16 protein-coding genes are annotated in these 20,875 nt (G+C 69.0%); 6 read left to right on the top strand and 10 right to left on the bottom strand.

All coding sequences use genetic code 11. The features are described from left to right. Positions 1-166: 166 nt before the first annotated feature. Positions 167-1,156, top strand: coding sequence for a transcriptional regulator (locus ABZ098_RS04155; protein WP_356586993.1), 990 nt, complete (start codon positions 167-169; stop codon positions 1,154-1,156). On the opposite strand, the gene ABZ098_RS04150 is transcribed toward ABZ098_RS04155, so the two are convergent. Both ABZ098_RS04150 and ABZ098_RS04145 read right to left on the bottom strand, forming a co-directional pair. Continuing rightward, the gene (locus ABZ098_RS04150; protein ID WP_356586991.1) at positions 1,153-1,893 is read right to left on the bottom strand and encodes a 4'-phosphopantetheinyl transferase superfamily protein; all 741 of its coding nucleotides are present in this window, start codon (positions 1,891-1,893) and stop codon (positions 1,153-1,155) included. The genes ABZ098_RS04155 and ABZ098_RS04150 overlap by 4 nt on opposite strands. Further along, positions 1,890-3,209 carry a cation:proton antiporter gene (locus ABZ098_RS04145; protein ID WP_356586989.1) on the bottom strand — a complete coding sequence of 440 codons (1,320 nt, stop codon included), beginning with the start codon at positions 3,207-3,209 and terminating at the stop codon, positions 1,890-1,892. The genes ABZ098_RS04150 and ABZ098_RS04145 overlap by 4 nt, the downstream gene beginning before the upstream one ends. Positions 3,210-3,584: 375 nt before the next feature. Here ABZ098_RS04145 and ABZ098_RS04140 point away from each other — a divergent pair, with 375 nt between their 5' ends. Then, positions 3,585-4,796, top strand: coding sequence for a Cmx/CmrA family chloramphenicol efflux MFS transporter (locus tag ABZ098_RS04140; RefSeq protein WP_356586987.1), 1,212 nt, complete (start codon positions 3,585-3,587; stop codon positions 4,794-4,796). Positions 4,797-4,880: 84 nt separating this feature from the next. Here the strand turns inward: ABZ098_RS04140 and ABZ098_RS04135 are convergent, their stop codons facing one another. From ABZ098_RS04135 to ABZ098_RS04100, 8 genes are all read right to left on the bottom strand, one after another. Then, on the bottom strand, positions 4,881-6,059 hold the full coding sequence (locus ABZ098_RS04135; RefSeq protein WP_356586985.1) for a 3-deoxy-7-phosphoheptulonate synthase: 1,179 nt from the start codon (positions 6,057-6,059) through the stop codon (positions 4,881-4,883). A gap of 80 nt (positions 6,060-6,139) precedes the next feature. After that, the gene (gene cmlD, locus ABZ098_RS04130; protein ID WP_356586983.1) at positions 6,140-6,451 is read right to left on the bottom strand and encodes a 4-amino-4-deoxychorismate mutase CmlD; all 312 of its coding nucleotides are present in this window, start codon (positions 6,449-6,451) and stop codon (positions 6,140-6,142) included. Next, entirely contained in the window at positions 6,448-7,392 is a 945-nt protein-coding gene (gene cmlC, locus ABZ098_RS04125; RefSeq protein WP_356586981.1) for a 4-amino-4-deoxyprephenate dehydrogenase CmlC, read from the bottom strand. The genes cmlD and cmlC overlap by 4 nt, the downstream gene beginning before the upstream one ends. Next, positions 7,389-9,449, bottom strand: a complete 2,061-nt coding sequence (gene pabB, locus ABZ098_RS04120) for an aminodeoxychorismate synthase component I (protein ID WP_356586979.1) — start codon at positions 9,447-9,449, stop codon at positions 7,389-7,391. The genes cmlC and pabB overlap by 4 nt, the downstream gene beginning before the upstream one ends. A gap of 92 nt (positions 9,450-9,541) precedes the next feature. Next, complete coding sequence (locus ABZ098_RS04115; RefSeq protein ID WP_356586977.1) at positions 9,542-11,137, bottom strand: MBL fold metallo-hydrolase; 1,596 nt, start codon at positions 11,135-11,137, stop codon at positions 9,542-9,544. 22 nt (positions 11,138-11,159) lie between these two features. Beyond that, entirely contained in the window at positions 11,160-14,042 is a 2,883-nt protein-coding gene (locus ABZ098_RS04110; protein WP_356586976.1) for an AMP-binding protein, read from the bottom strand. Beyond that, positions 14,017-15,204 (bottom strand): hypothetical protein, encoded by a 1,188-nt coding sequence (locus tag ABZ098_RS04105; RefSeq protein WP_356586974.1) that lies wholly within the window; start codon positions 15,202-15,204, stop codon positions 14,017-14,019. The genes ABZ098_RS04110 and ABZ098_RS04105 overlap by 26 nt, the downstream gene beginning before the upstream one ends. Next, the gene (locus ABZ098_RS04100) at positions 15,201-16,220 is read right to left on the bottom strand and encodes a diiron oxygenase (RefSeq protein ID WP_356586972.1); all 1,020 of its coding nucleotides are present in this window, start codon (positions 16,218-16,220) and stop codon (positions 15,201-15,203) included. The genes ABZ098_RS04105 and ABZ098_RS04100 overlap by 4 nt, the downstream gene beginning before the upstream one ends. A gap of 269 nt (positions 16,221-16,489) precedes the next feature. On the opposite strand from ABZ098_RS04100, the gene ABZ098_RS04095 reads away from it, so the two are divergent. From ABZ098_RS04095 to cmlS, 4 genes are all read left to right on the top strand, one after another. Then, positions 16,490-16,795: a hypothetical protein gene (locus ABZ098_RS04095; protein WP_356586970.1), complete on the top strand. Its 306-nt coding sequence runs from the start codon at positions 16,490-16,492 to the stop codon at positions 16,793-16,795. A gap of 26 nt (positions 16,796-16,821) precedes the next feature. After that, positions 16,822-17,511, top strand: coding sequence for an SDR family oxidoreductase (locus ABZ098_RS04090; protein ID WP_225890143.1), 690 nt, complete (start codon positions 16,822-16,824; stop codon positions 17,509-17,511). Next, positions 17,512-18,957 carry a fatty acid--CoA ligase family protein gene (locus ABZ098_RS04085; RefSeq protein WP_062229572.1) on the top strand — a complete coding sequence of 482 codons (1,446 nt, stop codon included), beginning with the start codon at positions 17,512-17,514 and terminating at the stop codon, positions 18,955-18,957. Between the two features lie 121 nt (positions 18,958-19,078). Next, positions 19,079-20,794 (top strand): chloramphenicol-biosynthetic FADH2-dependent halogenase CmlS, encoded by a 1,716-nt coding sequence (gene cmlS / locus ABZ098_RS04080; RefSeq protein ID WP_356586968.1) that lies wholly within the window; start codon positions 19,079-19,081, stop codon positions 20,792-20,794. The last annotated feature ends 81 nt before the right edge of the window (positions 20,795-20,875 follow it).

Raw genomic sequence — 20,875 nt, 5'->3', positions numbered from 1 at the left:
CCTGCTTCCCTGCCCCCGACCCCCACTTGTGATCCCTGCGCGCCCCGGTGCGGTGATTCCTGTCTCCGCGCCGCCGCTGTGCGTTGGCGCGCCGCTCCGTCGTGCTCGGGGCGGCGGACTCACCCACCATTCCTGTCATGGATGACGTGCATTCCTGGAGGCATTGATGTCCGCAGTATCGGATGAACGACAGGCGTCGACCTTCGAAATCGACGTACGCACCCTGCTGCCGGCTGACTCGCCACGTTTCGCGCTCGACCAGGCACACGTACGGGCACTCGCGGAGAGCGAGGTGGAGTTTCCGCCGATCCTGGTGCACCGGGCGACCCTGCGCGTAGTCGACGGCATGCACCGGGTAAGGGCCACGGAGCTGCGCAACCGGCACACCATCCGCGCACACTGGTTCGAGGGAGACGAGCACGCGGCCTTCCTGCTCGCCGTGGAGTCCAACACACGGCACGGCCTTCCGCTCTCGAGCGACGAGCGGAAGTGGGCCGCGTTACGGATACTACGCACGCACCCCCACTGGTCCGACCGCAGCATCGCCGAGAGGGCCGGCTGGAATGCCACCGGCGTGGGCGCGCTGCGCAGGGACATCGCTGACCCGGGCGCGCGCCCGGACGCGCGTGTCGGCCGTGACGGCCGGGTCCGTCCGTCCACCACGGCGGAGGGACGCCGGGTAGCCGCCGAGGTGATACGAGAGAACCCGGCAGCCTCGCTGCGGGAGATCGCCAAGCGGGCCGGGATCTCCGTGGGGACCGTCCGTGACGTGCGCTACCGGCTGGCCCAGGGGCGGCCGGCGGTTCCGGACAGTCGCGGGTCCGACGGTCCAGCGGGCCCAGCCGCTTCCACCGCCGCCATGGCGATCGCACCGGACGAAGACCGTCCGGGTAGTGGAGCCGCGCCCGATCTCGCTCGCCGCATCACCCTCTTCGACGGTCTCCGCAACGACCCCTCGCTGCGGCTCAGTGAGAGCGGACGGCTTGTCCTGCACCGACTGCACACACAGCTCCGGACGACCGAGGAATGGAAGCGCCTCGCCCCCACCATCCCCCTGCACGGACGGAGCGCGGTGGCCGACATCCTGTCCGCCTGCGCCGACGACCTCAAGGGAATGGCTCAGGAACTGCGTTGCGAGGACTCCCTGACCGGTTAGCGCCGCCCGTACGCGGTGTTGGAGCCAGCCTCCCGCTGGACGTAGGTCATGCCTCCCTGGTCGGAGGCCGTGACCCTGTGGGCGACGGCGGTGACGACGAGCCGGCGGCCGACCCGCCACCGCCCGTGAAGGGTGTGGAGCGGTCGCCCTTCGTCGTCGTGTCCGGTCCGCAGGAGACGAGCGCGGAAGGTCTGCCGATACGGGTCCAGGATCAGCTCCGCCTCGCGGAAGTCCAGCCAGGTCCCGGTCAGGGGGAACCATGCCTTGTACACGGACTCCTTCGCACTGAAGAACAGCCGGTCCCAGTGGAGCGTGGGACGAGTGTGGCGCAGTGCCGCCAGGTGGCTGCGCTCGGCCGGTGACGCGATCCGACGGAGAAGACCCGGCGGCAGTGGCGCGTGGGGCTCGGCGTCGATTCCCAGGGCGGCGACGTCGATCCTCCGGGACACTGCGGCAGCACGATAGCCATCGCAGTGCGTCATCGAACCCACCACGCCCTCCGGCCAGGTCGGGGCACCTCTCTCGCCCGGGACCATCGGTCCGGCCGGCCGTCCGAGGCAGGTCAGGGCGACCCGCGCGCAGTGCCGCACGGTGGCGAACTCCCGGCGTCGGCGGTCCTCCGCTCGGCTCAGCACAGCCTCCTCCTCCGGAAAGATCCAGGCGTCCGGTACGTCGCCGAACTCCTCGGCGGTCAGGGCCGCTTCCGGTACCAGCCCGGTCAGGAGCGTGGGCATCATCGCTTCGCCTCCGTCGGCTTCCCGTCCACAGGCCGGGCGGGCTCGGTGCGACATGCCGCCGCCTGCCATTCCGCGGCCAGTTCTCGCAGATCCGCGTCGACCATCTGGCGTGGGTAGGCCCAGCGCAGCAGGGGCGCGGTCATGGCGGTGGTGACGAGGGCCATGACCACCATGAGTGAGTACAGATCCGTGTCGAGCAACTCCAGTCGTAGTCCCACGCCGAGGATGATGAGTTCGGTGAGACCGCGGGTGTTCATGAGGATGCCCAGTGTCGTCGCCGACCGCCCGGGTCGGCCCGCGACCCGCGCTCCGACGTAACCGCCGCCGAACTTGCCGCCGATCGCGACGAGGAGGATCAGACCCAGCTCGCCGAGTCCGTCCCCGTCCACCGTGCTCAGGTCGACCTTCAGCCCGGCCACCGTGAAGTACGCGGGCAGCAACATCCAGGTGATCGTCTCGAACCGGTCGACGACCGCCGCGCGCAGCCGCTCCGTGCCGTCGCGCGGCACGATCGCGCCGGCGAGGAATGCCCCGAAGATGAAGTGCAGCCCGAACCATTCGCTCAGTGCGCCGGAAACCAGTAGCACCACCGTCAGCACACATAGGGGTGCGGTACCCGGCCCAGGCTCCCCGTCATCCGCTCCGTGCGGCTCGCGGGTGGCCAGGAACCTGCCGAGGAGCGGCCGTACCACCGCGATCATGACCACCGCGTACGGCAGGACCAGCAACACCTGCCACGAACTCTGGCTCCCCGTGAAGGTGAGGACGGCCGCCAGCAACAGCCAAGCGACGACGTCCCCGACGGCCGCGCTTGCCATGGCCAGCGCACCGACCCTCGTGTGCTGGATGCCGCGGTCGGTGAGGATGCGGGCCAGGACCGGGAAGGCCGTGATGGACATGGCCGCGCCTATGAACAGCACGAAGCCGAGTTGGTCGCCGACCGCATGATCGTTCCACAGCCACATCGCCAGCACCACGCCGAGTCCGAACGAGCAGACGATCGAGCCCACGGACACTCCCAGCGCAGCACGTTTGTTCCCGCGCAGCAGCCGGCTGTCGAGCTCGAGCCCGACGAGGAACATGAACAGCGCGACGCCCAGGTTGCCAAGCGTGCTGAGCATCGGCCGGACGTCCGAGGGGAGGACGGCGTCTGAAAGAGCGCCGTGGAACAGCGTCGGGCCGAGCAGGATGCCGGCGAGGATCTCCCCGAGGACGGCCGGCTGGCCGCACCGCTGGGCGAGGCGCCCGAGCACATGCGCGAGCAAGAGGATCAACGCCAGACCGACCATGATCATGGCTGTTTGATGGGTCGTCATGAACACTCTTTCCGTACAGGGCGATGGGCGCGAGACGATCCGCCGTACCGGTCGGAGACAGCGGAGGGGGCGGGTGGCAGGAGCTGTCGAATCCGTTAGACACGGTGATCTGGGCGTTGCTATGTTGAGAGGCATGTCGAGTCCTGAGGCGGAAAGAAGCGGGCCACCGGTGATCCGGTGGCTGATCGCGTAAACCTCTGACGACCCTGCTTTCTCCGGCCCCGTCGCCGAGCAGGACGTCGTGCATCCGCCACGGATCAACCGCATCGCGGGATCACGCCCGGAACTCTCTCCGGGGCGTCTCCCATGCGACCGCATGACCGCCCCGTCCATGCGTCGCGTCCCCTCTTTCTGCGATGTAGTTGGAGCATCTTCATGCCATTTGCCATCTACGTTCTCGGGCTGGCCGTATTCGCCCAGGGAACGTCGGAGTTCATGCTGTCCGGGCTGGTGGAGGACATGGCCACCGACTTCGGTGTGTCCCTCCCCGCCGTCGGTTCGCTCACCTCGGCCTTCGCCGTCGGCATGATCGTCGGCGCACCGCTGGTCGCGATGCTGAGCCTGCGATGGCCGCGACGCCGAGCCCTGCTCACCTTCCTCATCACCTTCCTCCTGGCCCACGTCGTAGGCGCCCTCACCCACAGCTTCGAGGTCCTCTTCGTCACGCGAGTGATCGCCGCACTGGCCAACGCGGGCTTCCTCGCTGTCGGCCTCGCGACCGCGGCGAGCATGGCAGGACCGCAGGCCAAGGGCCGTGCGACATCGGTGCTCCTGAGCGGTGTCACCCTCGCCCTGATCGCAGGTGTCCCCCTCGGCGCCGTACTGGGCGAGGTCTGGGGCTGGCGCTCGACCTTCTGGGGTGTCGCGATCGTCTGCACGCCGGCGGTCTTCGCGGTGCTTCGGTCTGTACCGGCGACGCCCGTAGACCCTGCGGCGCCCAGCGTCCGCCACGAGCTGCGGGCGTTCCGGACGCCCCGGGTGATCATGACACTCGTGCTCGGGGCGCTGGTCAACGGAGCGACGTTCTGCTCGTTCACGTACCTCACACCTGTCATCACCAACGTGACGGACCTGAGCTCCGGGTGGGTGCCTGCCACTCTGGCGCTGTTCGGAATCGGGGCCTTCGTCGGGGTCAACGTGGGCGGCCGACTCGCGGACAGCCGTCCTGGCCAGGTGCTGGCGGTCGGTGGTGCGGCGCTTCTGGTGGGCTGGCTGCTCTTCGCCCTCACGGCCGCGAACCCCGCCGTGGCGCTGATCCTCGCCTTCGTCCAGGGGACATTGTCGTTCTGCGTGGGTTCCACGTTGATCGCGCAGGCCCTCTACACGGCCTCGGCCGCCCCCACGCTGGCCGGCGGCTTCGCCACCGCCGCGATGAACGTCGGCGCCGCTGCCGGACCCGCCCTGGGCGGCCTCGCCCTGGGCGCCGACTTCGGTTACCGCTCGCCACTGGTGGTGAGTGCCGTGCTCGTCGCCATCACCTTGGTCCTGGCGGGGGCTGCCCGGGCCATCGGCATCACCGGTGGCAAGGGTGACCCCGGCGGCGCCCAGAACCGTCCGGCCGAGCGTCCTCTGGAGGCCCGTTCCTGACCGCCGCCCCCGTGTTCCGGTGGCCCGTCCTCCTTGTGAGGATGGGCCACCGGCCGTATCCGTGGGGGGACTACGGGAGATGCATCAGAGCAGGGAGAGGAAATGGGAGACCATCTCCGCCGACTGCTCGGGGTTCAGACGCGGGTCGCACGTGGACCGGTAGTTCGTGAACCGAGGCGGCTCGTCCCGCTCTGACACGCACTCGGTGACCGGGTCCGGGGTCAGCTCCAGGTGGAGGCCCGCCGGCCACTGCCCGTGCGCCCGCAACGCTCGGGTGAAGACCGCAATCTCGGCACGCATCGGCTCGATCAACCGGGTCTTCTGGCCGGACAGCTTCAGCCCGTTGCCGTGCATGGGGTCGCAGAGCCAGACGACCGGCGCGCCGTGGCGGGTGACCGCTTCGACCACCGGCGGCAGGAGCCGGTCCACGTCCTTCGCGCCGAAGCGCACGATGAACGTCAGCCGTCCCGCAACGCCCTCCGGGTTCAACAACCGGCTCAGGGTGACCGCATCCTCCGGCGACACCGACGGCCCCAGCTTGACGCCGATCGGGTTGTGCACGGCCTGGGCGAGGGCGACGTGGGCGCCATCGTCCCGGCGCGTCCGCTCGCCGATCCATCCGAAGTGGGCCGAACCACTGTACGTACCGTGCACACCCCTTCGTACCAGCGGCCGTTCGTAGGGCAGGAGAAGCAACTCGTGTGAGGTGTAGACCCGTTCCAGGACAGGCCGCCCAGACCAGGAGTGCCGGATCTCGTCGAGGACGAACCGCGAGCACGTGTACGCGGTGAGCAGCCGGCGGGGGTCCGGGTTCCTGGCCGACGGTTCGAACTCGGGCTTGTTCACGGCGTCGCCGCAGTAGCTGGGCATCTTCCGTCGCGAGCCCGAGTCCTCCGTCTCGAAAGGCGAGGAGCGTGGCTTTCCGTACTGGCCGGCGATACGGCCGACGGCCACTGCGGGCAGCCCGCTGCCGGCACGCATGATCGCGGCGATGCCCTGGAGGTTGTCCACCTTCTGGCGGACCAGGTCGGGTACGGCCTCGTGGAAGCGTTCGGCGCAGTCACCGCCCTGGATGAGGAGCGCCGACCCGCGGGCGACCAGGTCCATCCCGTTCATCAGGTCGATGACCTCGTTCTCGGTGGTGAGCACGGGGAGCCGTGCCAGCTCCCGTTCCACTTCGTCGAGGGCTTCCGGGTCCGGCCAGTAGGGCTGTTGCGCCGCCGCCCGCCCGGTCAGGGACGCGAGCGTCGTGGTCGCGTGCATCGTGGTCTCCTCCGCCCTCCACGGAAACGTGCCGGCAGGGCTGTAGTGGGTGTCGTGCGGGGTGGTCCGGAGGGAGGGTTTCAACGCAGGTCCGCGGAGGGCTGGTTCGCCCGACTCATCACCAGGTCCTCGACGCGGCACATCTCCGTGATGATCGCGTCGTAGAGGTTCACCAGGAACGTCTCGTCGAGGCCGTGGGTGGCCGCATAGCGGGCAGCCCTCTCCTTGACCAGGTTGACCCGTCCGGGCTGCATCATCGGGACACCATGCCGGGACTTGTACCGTGCGATGCGGACGCCGCAGTCGATGCGGCGGCGCAGTGTGTCCAGGAGCGTCCCATCGAGAGTGTCGAGTTCCGTGCGCAGCCGGTGCAACTCGTCCTGCTCGGTCATCGGTCCGTCTCACCTTCGTCGTCGGTGCGGTGGTTGGTGCGGAACAGCTCCCGGCAGTGGTCCTGGTGCGCCGCGAGCTCGGGTCCCATGAGCCGACTCAGCTCCTCGAAGACGCCGTCCAGGCCTGTGGCTCCCTGGTGTCCGGCGTCGTCTTCGTCGCCGAGGTCGTGGTCGTCGCCGACGAGTGAGGCAAAGGAGCGCAGCGCGTCAGCGAGCGCCCGACGCGCGGACGCGGCCCGGGGATTGGACCACTGGATCTCGCCGTACACCTCGGGGCGGCCGCCGAGTACGCGGGCCAGTAGGGCGAGCAGAACCTGATGGGGTGGCGGTGCCGTCGCCGTGAGCGTGCGAAGGTCCACGCCCAGTTGGGCGAGGGCGAGCCCGAAGGAGACGATCACCGCATGTGTCAGGGCCTGGGTGGCCGCGGTCGTCCGGTCGTGTTCCTCCGCCGAGAGCCGTACGGGTCTTCCACCGGCACGTTCGATGAGCCGAAGCAGGGCGGCGACGCCGCATCCGTCCCTCGTGACCACGGCGGCAACGGGCCGACCGGCCATGCCGGCGGCCGGGGCGAACATCGGGTTGAGACCAACGTGCTCGACACCGGGGGCGTGGGCCGCGAGTTGCGCGGCCATGCCCGTCCTGACGGAGAGGGTGTCGGCGAGCAGCGCGCCCGGTCGCATGAGCCGAGTCACGGGAGCCACAGCCTTGAGGGCCACCGCCTCATGGACGGCGAGCAGGACGAGATCCGCGCGGCCCAGGGCAGCCGCCAGCTCGGGCCCCGGTGCTGTGATGTCGGCCACCAGGCAGACGTCCCGCTCCTTCGGAGGCGGTGCGACGTCGACGACAAGGGTTCGGCTGCCCGCCTCCCGCAGCAGGCCGGTGAACATGCCTCCCACCGCTCCGCTCCCGCCGACGACGACGCTCCGGGCGAAGCCGTTCATCGCGCGCCCGCCACGGCGGTGCCGTCGAGGGCGGAGACCATGGCACGTGCCTTCACCACGGTCTCCGTGAACTCCTCCTCCTGGTCGGAGAGGGACACGATCGCCCCGCCGACGCCGAACTCCGCCTGGCCGGCAGCCAGCACGATGGTGCGGATGACGATGCTGAGGTCGGCGGCACCGCTGAGGGAGAACCAGCCGAGCGCGCCGGAGTAGACGCCTCGGGGGCCTTCCTCCAGCCGGTCGATGATCTCCATCGTGCGTTTCTTGGGCGCACCGGTCATGGAGCCGCCGGGGAAGGCCGCACGCACACAGGCGGCGGTGCTCGTGCCCGGCCGCAGCCGCCCCCGGATCGTCGACACCAGCTGGTGCACGGGCGCGTAGGTCTCCACCTCGAAGAGCCGGGGCACGTGGACGGAGCCGATCGCGCAGACGCTGTTGAGATCGTTGCGGACCAGGTCGACGATCATCAGGTTCTCGGCCCGGTCCTTCTCGCGACTGGCCAGGTCGGCCCGGAGCCGCTCGTCCTCCTCCGCCGTGCCTCCCCGAGGACGGGTCCCCTTGATGGGCTTGGACTCGACACCGCCGTCTGCTTCGATCGTGAGGAACCGCTCGGGCGAGGCGCTGAGCACCGACAGCTCAGGGAACTCGAGCAGGGCGCCGTAGGGGACGGGGCTGATCGAGCGCAGTGCGGAGTAGAGCGGCAGGGCAGTTGCCTCCGTCGGCGCCGTGACCATGTTCGTCAGGCAGATCTCGTACGACTCGCCGTTGCGGATCTCCTTCAGGCACTCGTCGATGCGCTTGAGGTACGCGTCCTTGTCGTGGCGTGCCCGGGCCACGGGGCCGAAGCCGGCTGCCGCCTCGGGAGCGCCGAAGACCATGCCCGGGGTTTGCTCCGCCGGGGCGCGGACGGCCAGACCGGTGAGGGTCTCGGCCGTCTCCCGCAGCCAGGCGCGTGCCCCGTCGTCCTGACCGCGGCGGTCGAGAGCGAGCAAGTAGCAGCAGCTGTCCTGATGGTCGAGCGCGATCAAGCGGTCGGCGAAGAGAAACGCGGCGTCGGGGTGCGGCGACCGGTGCGCGGGCTCGCCACTCGTCTCGGCCTTCAGCTCGTAACCGAGATAGCCGACGTAGCCGAGGTTGAACTCGAAGGGCAGGTCGGGGACGGCGGGTACGCGCCGGCGGTCGAGCTGCTCCTCCAGGTACGTGAAGAAGGGCTGCGGCGTCTGCGTCGTCCTGCCGTCGGATCCGCGGACGGAGACGACACCGTCGGCGACCCGATAGGTGACGTACTCGGCGAGGGGGCCGCGGTCGTCGCCGAGGAAGGAGAAGCGCGAGGCACCTTCGAGGACGGCGCTGCTGTCCAGCCAGAACGTGGCGCCGTCGACAGACAGGCAGGCCTGGCGTACCTCCTCGGGGTCCGGCAGCACGTCGACGCGGCGCACGCGGACCTCGTACGGGGAGGCCGTGGCGTGCCGCCGGGCCCGGTGGTGGGCGAGGGCGAGGTCGCGGAAGTTGGCCATGATCTCCCGGCCGAAGTCGCTGCCGATCGACTCCGGATGGAACTGGACCCCCCACAGGGGCTTCTCGCGGTGTCGCAGCCCCATGACGACGCCGTCGTCGCTCCAGGCCAGGGACTCCAGCTCGTCGGGGAGATCGGTGGCGGCGAGGGAGTGGTAGCGCACGGCGGTGAACGGCGAGGGGAGACCTCTGAAGACGTCCTCGCCGGTGTGCCGCACCTCGGAGACCCGGCCGTGCATCGGTTCCGGGGCGAGGCCGACGGTTCCGCCGAAGAGCTGGGCGATGCCCTGGTGGCCGAGGCAGACGCCGAGGACGGGCAGACCGCTCTCGGTGATCGCCTGCCGACTGATCCCGAAATCCCTCGCCCGGTCCGGGCTGCCGGGCCCCGGTGACACGACGATCGCGTCGAAGTCCTCGACGGGCAGCTGCGACCAGTCGGCGTCGTTGGGCACGACGACGGGGGGCTGACCGGTTGCCTCACCGATGTACTGGAACAGGTTGTAGGAGAAGGAGTCGTAGTTGTCGATCAGCAGCGTGCGCATGATGGGGCACCTTGTCTCGAAGGGCTCGCGAAGTGGGAGGGCTGGAGGACGGGAAGCGGTGCCCCGGGCGCCGCGACCGTGGGGGGCGTCGCTCAGAGGCGCAGCGTCCGGCGGAGGTGCAGCCGTTCGGCGGTGCCGCCCTTGTCCCGGACGTGCCGCACCAACAGGTCACTGTCGACGATGGCCGGATGGCTCTCGTCGTAGTCGATGGCCATCACGACGCCCATCCAGGGTTCGAGGCCCATCGCGTACACGTAGACCTCTTCGGGCTCCAGAGCGTCGACGATCTCCCTCGCCTGAGGGAAGTTGGAGCCGTTGAGCCGCCGGCTCTGGTCGGTCCTGCGGTCCAACGGCTCGCCGTAGAGCGGACCATAGATCCAGCTCGCGGCGGCGCCCATGCTCTCCATGCCGATGAAGACGGTGTCGACCGACCCGATCACCTCGGCCACCTTCGTGTACATCGTCGGCGAGATGTTGGTGGAGTCGGCGGCGAACAGCATCGAACGCTCCCCGAACCGGAGCAGCCAGCCGGTCTTGCTGCGGATCCGCAGATCGCCGTGTTCCCCCAGGAAGGGCAGGGCGACGACCTCGGCGGAGCCGCAGTGCAGCGTCTCCAGGTCGTCGACCTCGACGACGTCGGTGAAGCCCAGTCGGCGCAGGATGCCGCCGAGTCCTGGGTCCACCAGACTGGCGTTGGTGGACTTGGGGACCAGGACCCTGCCGACCCGGTGCCGGATCCGCAGGAGGGTCTCGAACAGCATGTGGTCCTGGTGGTTGTGCGTGATGAGCAGGTGGTCGATGCGCTCCGGCAGATCGGCGAAGGTGAACCGGTTCTCCGCCCCGCCGGGGTAGCCGCCGTAGCTCAGCACCGGGTCCACCAGGAAGGTCGTGCCTCGGTGGCGGGCGAAGACGCAGGCATGGCCCACGTATTCGAGGACGTCGTCGCCGGCCGGCGGAGCGGCGGATTCCGCGGCGGGCGGCGGGGTGGGCTCGAAGTACGAGGCGAACCGGGCAGCCCGCTCGCCTCGCAGCCCGAATTCCGCCGCCAGGTCGTCGAGTTCGGCTCCGCTCAGGCCGCCGCGGAAGACCGTGTCGAGCAGGGGGGAGTTCAGGGGAACGTCGACCAGCAGCTGTTCCGGGCCGTACTCCAGCATCGGCGTCGTGAGGGCGAACTCGCGCGCGTCCTGCGTGACGGGACGGAAACGCACCTGCTGCCACGACTCGTCGTAGTACTCCGACGCGTACATCAGAGGTTCGATGAAGCGGTAGTCGGCCGTGCGGTTGTCCCTGCCGTAGAACACCTCCACCCGTCCGGCCAGGGCTTGCGGCAGCTCCTGGTAGACGGGGTCGAGGCATCCGCCGTGGTGGCGCGGCAGGATGTCCTCCTCCAACCGCCGGATCGCCTCGAAGAGTTCGTCCAACCGGGCCCGTCGGGGAGCCGTGTCCCGGTACCAGGCCTCGATGGCGTCGCGGTGCTCGTGGGCGTGGATCCAGGGGCCGCCGTGCATCCGACGCTGCCGGACGGCCGCCGCGTGGACCTGCGGGTCGTCGAGGTAACTCTCGACGATGCGGGTGAACCGGTTGCGGACGAAGCGGGCAAGGCACTGCGGCGGCAACAGGTACGACCAGCCGTACCAGCCGGCGATGACCGGCTCGACCGCGATGTCCTGACGTAACGAATAGCGCATGGGGGCAACGGCTCCGTTCCTGCTAGCGCGACGACGACACGTGGGTGGCGCCCTTCTGGGCCTCCGTGACGGTCCCCGTCCCGTCCCCGGTCCGGGCGTCCGGCGGTGTGCCGAGCAGCCGGCCGAGGATGTCGTGGTCGACCTCCCGGCAGGAGGAAGGCCAGCCCGGACCGCTCAGTGCGGCCTGCATGGCGGCCAGCAGCGGTGCGGGGACGTCTCCGCCGTCCCGCACTCGTTCGAACCATTCGGCGGGCGGCAGGACGTCCGACTCCGTGAGCCCGGTGTGGTGCAGCAGCTCGTCGAGAGCGTACGTGCGGTGGACCACGACCGCCGACCGGGAGTCCGAACCCCGGGATCGGCCGCGGGCCGGGCCCGGGCTCGCGGCCAGGTCCCCGAGAACGGTCTCGGTCAGGGGGCCGACGTCGCAGACCGGCACGTAGCCGCTGAGCCGGGGCATCGCGTGCACCCGGCGCGCGGTCTCGATCAGAGCGGTGAACCAGTCATCCTTGAGGTAGCCGTGGTCCTCGGGCCGGTGCCCGTAGACCAGACCGGGCCGGTAGTGGGAGACCGCACATCCAAGGACGGCGAGGGTGTTCACGTACTCCTCGCTGATCAGTTTCGACCGCGAGTAGGGGTCACCCACGGCCATGAGGGTCTCGGCCGACAGGGGGAGGAAGTCCGCCCCGGCTGAGGCGGCCGAGAGGAAGACGAAGGAGCGGGCTCCTAGAGCCGCCGCGCCGCGGACGACCAGCGCCGTGTTGCGTACGCTGGCGCTCATGTGGCTTTCCAGCGGCAGAAGGTGGTTGACCTGGTAGCCGCAGTGCACCACCGCGTCGAGGACGGGTCCGCGCCGCCGTTCGACCCACCGTTCCAGTTCTTCGTAGGAGATCGCCTGCACCTGGGCGTAGTCGGCGGCCTCCCGCCCGAACCGGGTGCGGTGCTCGGTCAGCACCCGGTCGGGATCGCCGGTGCTGACGACCAGGACGGGGCGACCGGCGCGGAGCAGCCGGTCCAGAACGTGTCCTCCGATGAAACCCGACGCGCCGGTGAGGAGCACGACCCGGTCGCCGGCCTCGGCCCACGGCACCGGCTCGTGTTGGGTGTCGTGGAGTAGTACCGGAAGCTCAGCTCGCAGGGCGTCCAGCTCGGACTCCACCCGGCGCAGCAGTGTCTCGACCGCGGACTCGGCCGGGGCGACGGCCTCTCCGCGCACGTGGCGCAGAAAGGCGGACGGAGCGAAGTCGTATTCCATCGCGGCGAACGCGGCCTCGACGGCCTCCTCGCCATACGTCTCGGAGAGTTTGACCTGCACCTGGATCATGGCGAGGGAACTGCCGCCGGCGTCGAAGATCGACGTGTCCGGGCCGATCTCCTGCCCCAGGACGGTGGTCACGACGTCGAGCACCTGCCGCAGCTCCGCCGCGTCCCCGTCCAGTGTGTCGACCGTGGGCGTGAGCTGCTCCCGCACGACGTTCCGGTCCACCTTCCCGGCGGAGGTCAGGGGGAGCGCGTCGACCAGCACCACCCGGTCGGGCGCCTCCCAGACGGGCACCAGGTCCCTGATCCGGCCCATCAACGACTCCTCGGTGGTGTCACCGTCGACGGTCGTGACCAGCAGGATCGTGTCGCCCTGCCGTACGAGCGCCACGGCCCGGTCCAGGTGGTGGGCGAGCGTGGACTCGACGTGGGCGAGGTTCACCCGGTGGCCGAGGCGTTTGATCTGCTCGTCCGTCCGTCCGACGTACGCGAGGTGACCGTCGTCGGAGAGGGTCACGACGTCCCCGGTGGCGTAGGCGGGGGAGCCGTCGACCGTGGCGAACGCCTTGCTCTCGGCCGGGCTCCCGCCGGCGTAGCCGAGTGCCACGCCGTCGCCCACGATGACCAGTTCGCCGGTGCCCGTCGTGGCGTGCTCGCCGGTCTCGGGGTCGCGGACGAAGGCGCGGAAGCCGTCGAGAGGGGTGCCGATGGTCGGGGTGAACTCCGTCAGCTCGGCGAGGGAGAAACAGACGGTGGCCTCCGTCGGGCCGTACGCGTTGAACACGCGGCTGTACCGGGCCGCTTTGTGGTACTGGCTCTCGCTCAGGGCCTCGCCGCAGAACTCCACCTTGCGGATGCGGCGGCGCGCCGCCTCGTCGAGCCGGGCGTAGACGGACGGCGAAAGCATGGCCAGGTCACAGCCGTGGGCGGCGAGGTGCCGTGAGACGGACCCCAGCCACGAAGCCTGGTCCCAGACCGGGACGACGAGGGTCGCCCCGGCGTACAGGGTGCCGAGGATCTCACTGATGGAGGCGTCGAACGAGAGCGACGCGAAGTGGAGGACCTCGTCGTCCGGCGTGATGTCGAGCAGGCGCCGCAAGGAGCGGCACAGGTTGAGGAGACCGCCGTGCCCGACGTCGACGAGCTTGGGGGTGCCGGTCGAACCCGAGGTGAAGATGGAGTAGGCGATGCGGGAACGGGCCGGCTCCTCAGGCACGCTCCGCGCAGGCGCAGGCGCAGGCGCAGGCGCAGGCGCAGGCTCGTTGGGGCGGCCCACGTCACCGGCGTACAGGGCGCGGACGCCGGCCTTCTCGGCTCGCTCCAGCGCCTGGCGGTCGAAGCAGAGGAGGAGTGCCGCGTCCGCGACACCGGCGAACTCCTCGAACCGGTCGGCAGGCAGGCCGGGGCTCATCGGGGTGTGAACGGCGTGGCTGCGCATCGCCGCGAGGGCCCAGACCACGGCTTCCGCCGTGTGCTCCCCGGTGACCAGGACGCGGCGGCCCGCAGGGCACTCGCGGTCGATCCGGCCGGCGAGGGCGCTCGTGACCCGGTCGAGCTCCTCGTACGTCCAGGTACGCCCTGCGGTCCGCAGCGCGGTCCGTCCGCGATGGCGCCGGAAGAGGTCAGTCAACAGGTCCGAGAGTTCCACCACTTGCTCCAATTCGCTGCTTGAGTCGGTCGAGGACTTCGGCCCCGGTTCCGGGGGAGAGGAAGCCGCGCTTGTACTGCATCCGCAACAGCGGCGGGCCCGGCCACGACCGGTCGGCGAGGAACTTGAGATCCTCGAAGACCCGCGCGCTGCGTACCGGGACCCAGCGCCATCGGTCCGGTTCCGGACGCATGAACGTGGTGTCGGAGACGACGACGCGGGGCATCCGGCCGCTGGTGAACGCCCGTGCGAAAGCATCGAGGTCGGACATCGTGAACCGGCCCAGCGACTCCTGGGCCTGGCGGGTGTCCGCGAAGTACTCGGGGGTGTACTCGGCGGCGGACGCGGCCCGCAGGACGAGCGGCTTGATCTCGACGAAGTAGCCGCCCTTCGTCGCGAACTCCCAGCGGGAGAAGGGGTACTGAAGGACCAGGCCGCCGCCGAGGGCGGGGAGCAGGGCGGCGGTGACGGCGCTGAGCAGTTCATCGAAGGTGACACCCTCGCGGAGCGGGAGCCAGTCCTCCGCCGACGCGGAGATCGTCGGGATCCCCTTGCGGCCCGGTGCGGGCAGGTCGCCGAGAGCCCGGGTGACCTCCGCGGGGTCGGCGGCCGGCAGGGCGGCGTACTGCTCCAGGGCCCGCTCGTGGTGGCGGTAACGGGCGCCGATCCGGCCCGCCGGGGTCTCGCCGCACAGATAGGCCCTGATGTGCCGGAGCAGGCTGACCACATCGGTCAGATCGACGATCAGATGACTGAACTTGACGAAGACGACGTACTCGCCGTTCGTGTGCGGCCAGCACGCGAGGTGCACTGCCTCGTCGAGCCGCAGCGGGTGGCTGTTGTGGTAGGCGGTGACCAGATCCGCCAGCGTGTCCGCGCCGCCCTCGACCAGTTCCGGCTGCGGGGCGAGGGTGACGACCACGTCCTCCTCCGCCACGTCGACCAGGTGCGCCAGGGCCCGGGGCAGCCCGAGCCGGCCCACGAACTCCCGCCACCCGTCGCGGTCCTCGACCCGCCAGGGCTCGACGGCGCCGACGAAGGCCGTGCAGGGGTTGACGTCGCAGTCCATACCGAGATCGGCGAGGAAGCTGTAGATGTCGCGCACTGCGATGGCGGCGGGGCGCAGGCCGGTGCGCGCCGCAGTCCCATGAGGGCCGGTCACCGGGCCACCGTCGTGCCCCAGGCGAACTCGACCTGGTCGAGGACGTCCATCTCCGTCAGGAGGGTGTGGATCCCCGAATGGTCCTGGACGAGGTGGGTGCCGCCCTGCGCCTCGCGTACCTCGGCGGCGGCCTTCTCCCAGTCCGGTACGCCTTCGAACGCGACGATCGTCTCCCAGGTCGTGAAGTCGGGGGCGACGAAGGCCTCCAGACCCGCCACGACCTTCTCCAGGAGAAAACGGCGCCGATCGGCCGGGAGCGCCTCGTACACCTGCTTCATCATCTCGCCGGAGATCGAGGCATGGCAGTACTCGTCGCGGTTGTGCAGCTTCACCGTGGTGGAGTTGACGACCTGGATCTGCTGGTCGTCGGCGAGGAGGTCGAGGTACGCGTTGATGGAGATCTCGGCGACCGTCGCGAAACCCAGCGTGGTGAGGCTGCGCTGCCACGGTTCCTCACACCGGTCCAGATGTGCCTGGTGGATCGTGGTGATGTGCGAGTCCGGCAGCACTCGGTCGGAGAAGTCGCTCCGACGCATCCGCCGCGTCACCGCGCTGCCGTTGATGTGCATGAGCGTGTGGTACTGCTCGTCCACCATGGCCTGCGCGACGGCGAGCTCCAGCTGCTGGCCGCCGAGACCGGGGTACGCGCCGCCGATGACCAGTTCGAAGGCCGGGTTGGCGATCCGCTGCTCGACCAGGACCGTGTTCCGGTTGTACGCCACCCAGCCCCAGCTGAGCAGACGGGAGTGGGTCTCGTCGGAGAGGCGATCCCAGATCGGGTGCGACCGGAAAGGGACCATGTCCTCGCGGAAGTCCGGGCGACCGGGATCGAAAAGGGCGTAGACGTCAGGCTCCTCGCGCTTCACGGCCGCCCGCCGGTGCCAGTTCCCGACGAGCCGGTTGATGACCGCGTTCTCGGCGGGGTCGCCCGGGTCGAATGCCGGTAGTCCGCCGACCTGGACGTACCTGTCATCGTGCCCGGCCGCGCCGGATTTCTCGTCCGTGTGGTCACGCATGGCCCACCCCTTCCTTCGCTCCGCTTTGCGAACTCGGCCCTTTCCCGGGTCCGGCGTTCTCGAATTCTGTGGACATCGATCGCCGCTCGCAAGAGCGTGCAGATAACCACCCTGTGCAACTGAAGGAACGGGACAGTTGCACAGCCTGAACGCCTTGCGTGAGCTGGGCACGTATGACATAAAAATCCAGGCGTCGGCCACGTCCGGAGCATCACTGGACCGTCGATGTCAGCTGTTCTTGACTTTTGTGCTGGACGGGAGGCCTGAAGGTGACGGAGCGAATCCAAAGCGTCGTTGTGGCGGCGCTCGACGAGATCAATCTGACGCGCGAGGAGAAGATTCCCACCGATCGTGTGCTCGACTTGTGTCTGTACGGCGATTCCGGTGTCTTCGAATCGATGTACCTGGTGGCCTTTCTCTCGCTGGTCGAGGAGAACATCGAGGACGAGTTCGGCGCGGAGGTCTCGCTCACGTCCGAGAAGGCCGTGTCCCGCCGGGTGAGTCCGTTCAGCAGCGTCCGCAGGCTGGTCGGATTCATCGAGGAAGAACTGGAACTCGCCGGCGTGCGTGGTTAGCACAGGCCGTCGCTCTCATGATCCTCATGATCACCGGCACCCGGACCGGCATCGGAAAGGCCCTGGCGGAGCACTTCCTGGAGGTCGGGCATGACGTCGTCGGGTGCAGCAGAAGGCCATCGACCATCGATCACCCCCGCTACCGGCACCACGAGGCGGATCTCGCGGACCTCGGTCAGACGAAAAGAATGTTCCGGAGTGTCCGGCAGGAGTACGGAAAGCTGGACGCACTGGTCAACAATGCGGGAACCTCGTCGATGAACCACTTCTTGACGACCCCCGACGAGGTTTCCCGCAAGATATTCGACATCAATTTCTTCGCCGTGCTGAACTGTTGTAGAGAAGCGGTCAAACTGCTGCGGAAGTCGACGGAACAGACCTCCGCGATCCTGAATGTCTCGACGGTCGCGGTGCCCTGGGCCATAGAAGGACAACTCGCTTACTCGGCCAGCAAGAGCGCGGTCGAACAACTCGTCCGCGTGATGAGCAAGGAGTTGTCCACGTTCGGAATCAGGGTGAACGGGATCGGGCTTCCGCCCGTCCACACCATGCTGACGAGGACCGTACCCCGGCCCAAGATCGACACTCTGATCGCGCGCCAGGCGATATCTCGCCAGTGCACGACGGCCGACATCGTCGGACCGGTGGAGTTCCTGATCGGTCGGCAATCAGAGTTCATCACGGGCGAGACTCTCTTTCTTGGGGGTGTGCACTGAATGCGCGACGAACTGGTGCGGAGGTTCGAGGACTTCGGTACGCGTACGGCGCTCTTCGACCGCGGGACCGCCGTCACGTACGCGGAGCTCCTGAAGCGGATCCGTGACACGCGGGAACGGCTGGCACTCCACGGAGTGAAGCCCCGGGAGACCGTGGTCGTCCATGGCGACTACTCGACGGACTCGGTGGCCACCCTGTTCGCGCTCTTCCTGGACAGGAACGTCGTCGTGCCGGTGGTCACGCTCACCGACACGACGCTCGACACCCTCACCGAGCACTGCCGGCCGAGTCACCTGGTCGGGACGACCGAGGCCGGTGTCGAGATCCGGGACCTCGCGCAGCCGACGGCCGCCTCCACCGGCCAGTCCGGCGGCGCCGGTCCGGCCCAGGCCGCCGCCCCCGACGCCGCTGAGGGCGCCGGCACGGTGCACGCCCGGCTCGGCGACCCGGGCGCTGCCGGACTCGTGCTGCTGAGCAGCGGCAGCACCGGCGCACCGAAGGTCATCCTGCACAGTCTCGATGTCCTCGTCGGCGAGAAGCTCCAGAAGCGACCGCGCCGTCGGCCGAACGCCCTCAACATCCTCATGGTGCTGATGTTCGATCACATCGGAGGCATCAACTCCCTGCTCAGCACCCTCCTCGTCGGGGGCACCGCGGTCCTTCCCCGCCACCGCACCCCGGACGAGATCTGCGCGCTGATCGAGCGCCACCGGATCCTCGTCCTCCCCACGAGCCCGACCTACCTCAACCTGATCATGGTCGGCGGCTACCACCGCACGTACGACCTCAGCAGCCTGCGCCTGATCACGTACGGCACTGAGCCGATGTCCGACGAACTGCTCGACCGGGTCCACCGGACCTTCCCGGGGGTGCGGCTGCTCCAGACCTTCGGCACCAGCGAGACCGGCATCGCCACCACCACGAGCGAATCGTCGAGCAGCACGTACTTCAAGATCTCCGACGCCGGTGTGGAGTACCGGATCGTCGACGGCGAACTCCAGCTCAGAAGCCGGACTCAGTTCCTCGGCTATCTGAACTACGACGACGACTCGCTGACCGAGGACCGCTGGTTCAGGACCGGCGACCTGGTCGAGGAGGCAGCCGACGGCTACCTCCGGATCAAGGGCCGGGCCAAGGAGGTCATCAACGTCGGAGGCGAGAAACTCCTCCCGCTGGAACTCGAGTCGGTCCTCATGGGCAGTCCCCTCGTCGAGGACTGCGTCGTGTACGGGAGGCCCAACGCGATCACCGGCCAGGCGGTGTGCGTGGACATCAAGCCCAGCGGCGAGCTCACCCGCGCGGCCCTGCGAAAGCATGTGACGGAGTTCCTCGCCGGCCGGGTCGAACCGTTCAAGGTCCCTTCGAAGATCAACGTGGTCGACACGATCGCGATGTCGGACCGCCTGAAGAAGCTGCGGTCCCGGCCGGGCGCGGACGAGGAGTGAACGTCCTCCTCGCGCCCGCACCCGTGCGCCGATCCGATACGACCGCGCCCCACCCCAAGCTCTCCGCGTGCCGCACCGGCGCGCAGTCACATCAGCCCGTCCTCGTCCCAAGGAGTACGTGATGGCACAAGCGAAGGTCGCGATCATCGGCGGAGGGCCGGCCGGTAGTGTCGCGGGCCTCACCCTGCACAAGCTCGGCCACGACGTCACGATCTACGAGCGGTCCGCCTTCCCCCGCTACCGCGTCGGTGAGTCCCTCCTGCCCGGCACGATGTCGATCCTCAACCGCCTCGGTCTCCAGGAGAAGATCGACGCGCAGAACTACGTCAAGAAGCCGTCAGCGACCTTCCTCTGGGGCCAGGACCAGGCCCCCTGGACCTTCTCCTTCGCGGCTCCCAAGGTCACGCCCTGGGTCTTCGACCACGCCGTCCAGGTGAAGCGCGAAGAATTCGACCAGCTCCTCCTCGACGAGGCCCGGACCCGCGGGATAACAGTCCACGAGGAAACCCCCGTCACCGACGTGGACCTGTCCGATCCGGAGCGCGTGTCCCTGACGGTGCGCCAGGGAGGCGAAAGCATCACCGTCACGAGCGACTTCGTCATCGACGCGGGCGGCTCCGGCGGCCCCCTCGCCCGCAAGCTCGGCGTGCGCCAGTACGACGAGTTCTACCGCAACTTCGCGGTCTGGTCGTACTTCCGGCTGAAGGACCCCTTCCAGGGGGACCTGAAGGGCACCACGTACTCGATCACCTTCGAGGACGGCTGGGTCTGGATGATCCCTGTCAAGGAGGACCTGTACAGCGTCGGACTGGTCGTCGACCGCTCGAAGGCCGCCGAGGTACGCGACCAGGGCGCCGACGCCTTCTACTCGACTACCCTCGCGAAATGCGTCAAGGCCGTGGACATCCTCAACGGCGCGGAACAGGCCGACGAGGTGCGGATCGTTCAGGACTGGTCCTACGACACCGAACTGTTCTCCGCCGACCGCTTCTTTCTCTGCGGCGACGCCGCCTGCTTCACTGACCCACTGTTCTCGCAAGGCGTGCACCTGGCCTCGCAGTCGGCCGTCTCAGCCGCCGCAGCCATCGACCGCATCACCCGCCACGGCGGCGAGAAGGACGCGGTGCACGCCTGGTACAACCGCACCTACCGCGAGGCCTACGAGCAGTACCACCAGTTCCTCGCCTCCTTCTACACCTTTGCCTCGTTCACCGAGCCTGACTCCGAGTTCTGGCGCAAGCGCCGTATCACCGAGTCCGACGACGACCGTCTGAACCGGAAGAAATGGTTCGAGAGCCTGGTGGGCAACGGCCCCGAGGACTCCGGCGGGACCGTGGCCTCCTTCCGCGACCGCGCGTCCACGATGATCTCCATCGGCCGCCACCAGCGTCCCGAGCTCAGCGACGAATTCAGCGAGGCCGAGCTGAACGCGGCGCGGATCCGCTGGATCAGCGACCTCACCAAGCGGCTCAACAGCATCAGCCGCTTCCAGTGGACCGGCGGCAAGGCCGTGCTCAAGCCGCACTACCGCGTCGAGCCGATCGGCTTCCGGCTGGAGCAGCGGGAGATCCTGGCCAACGAGGACGGGCTCGACATGGCCCAGTACCCGATGGACGACGACACCCGGCAGATCTTCCAGGACCTCGCCGAGGAGGAGTTCGGCTACAAGACGCTGGTCAAGCGCCTCGGCGCTGTCGGCAGGCAGGAGCTGAGCACCCAGATCGTCCTCCGGCTGATGGAGGCGGGACTCCTCACCGGCTACGACGAGCAGGGCCACAAGGTCCTCGTCCAGGGCCGGCTCCACTTCGGAGGCGTCGGCGTCGAGTACGAGGTCTGACCGCCACCGCGCTGCCGCCGGGCAGCACTGTCCCCTCCGCCTCCGCCCTCTTCCACCGGAGCGGACGGGACGGTGCCCCGG

The sequence above is a fragment of the Streptomyces sp. NPDC006335 genome (genome assembly GCF_040612795.1).
Lineage (GTDB): Bacteria > Actinomycetota > Actinomycetes > Streptomycetales > Streptomycetaceae > Streptomyces.
Note: the sequence above shows the minus strand (reverse complement) of the source record. Positions and strands in the feature narration are given on the sequence as shown.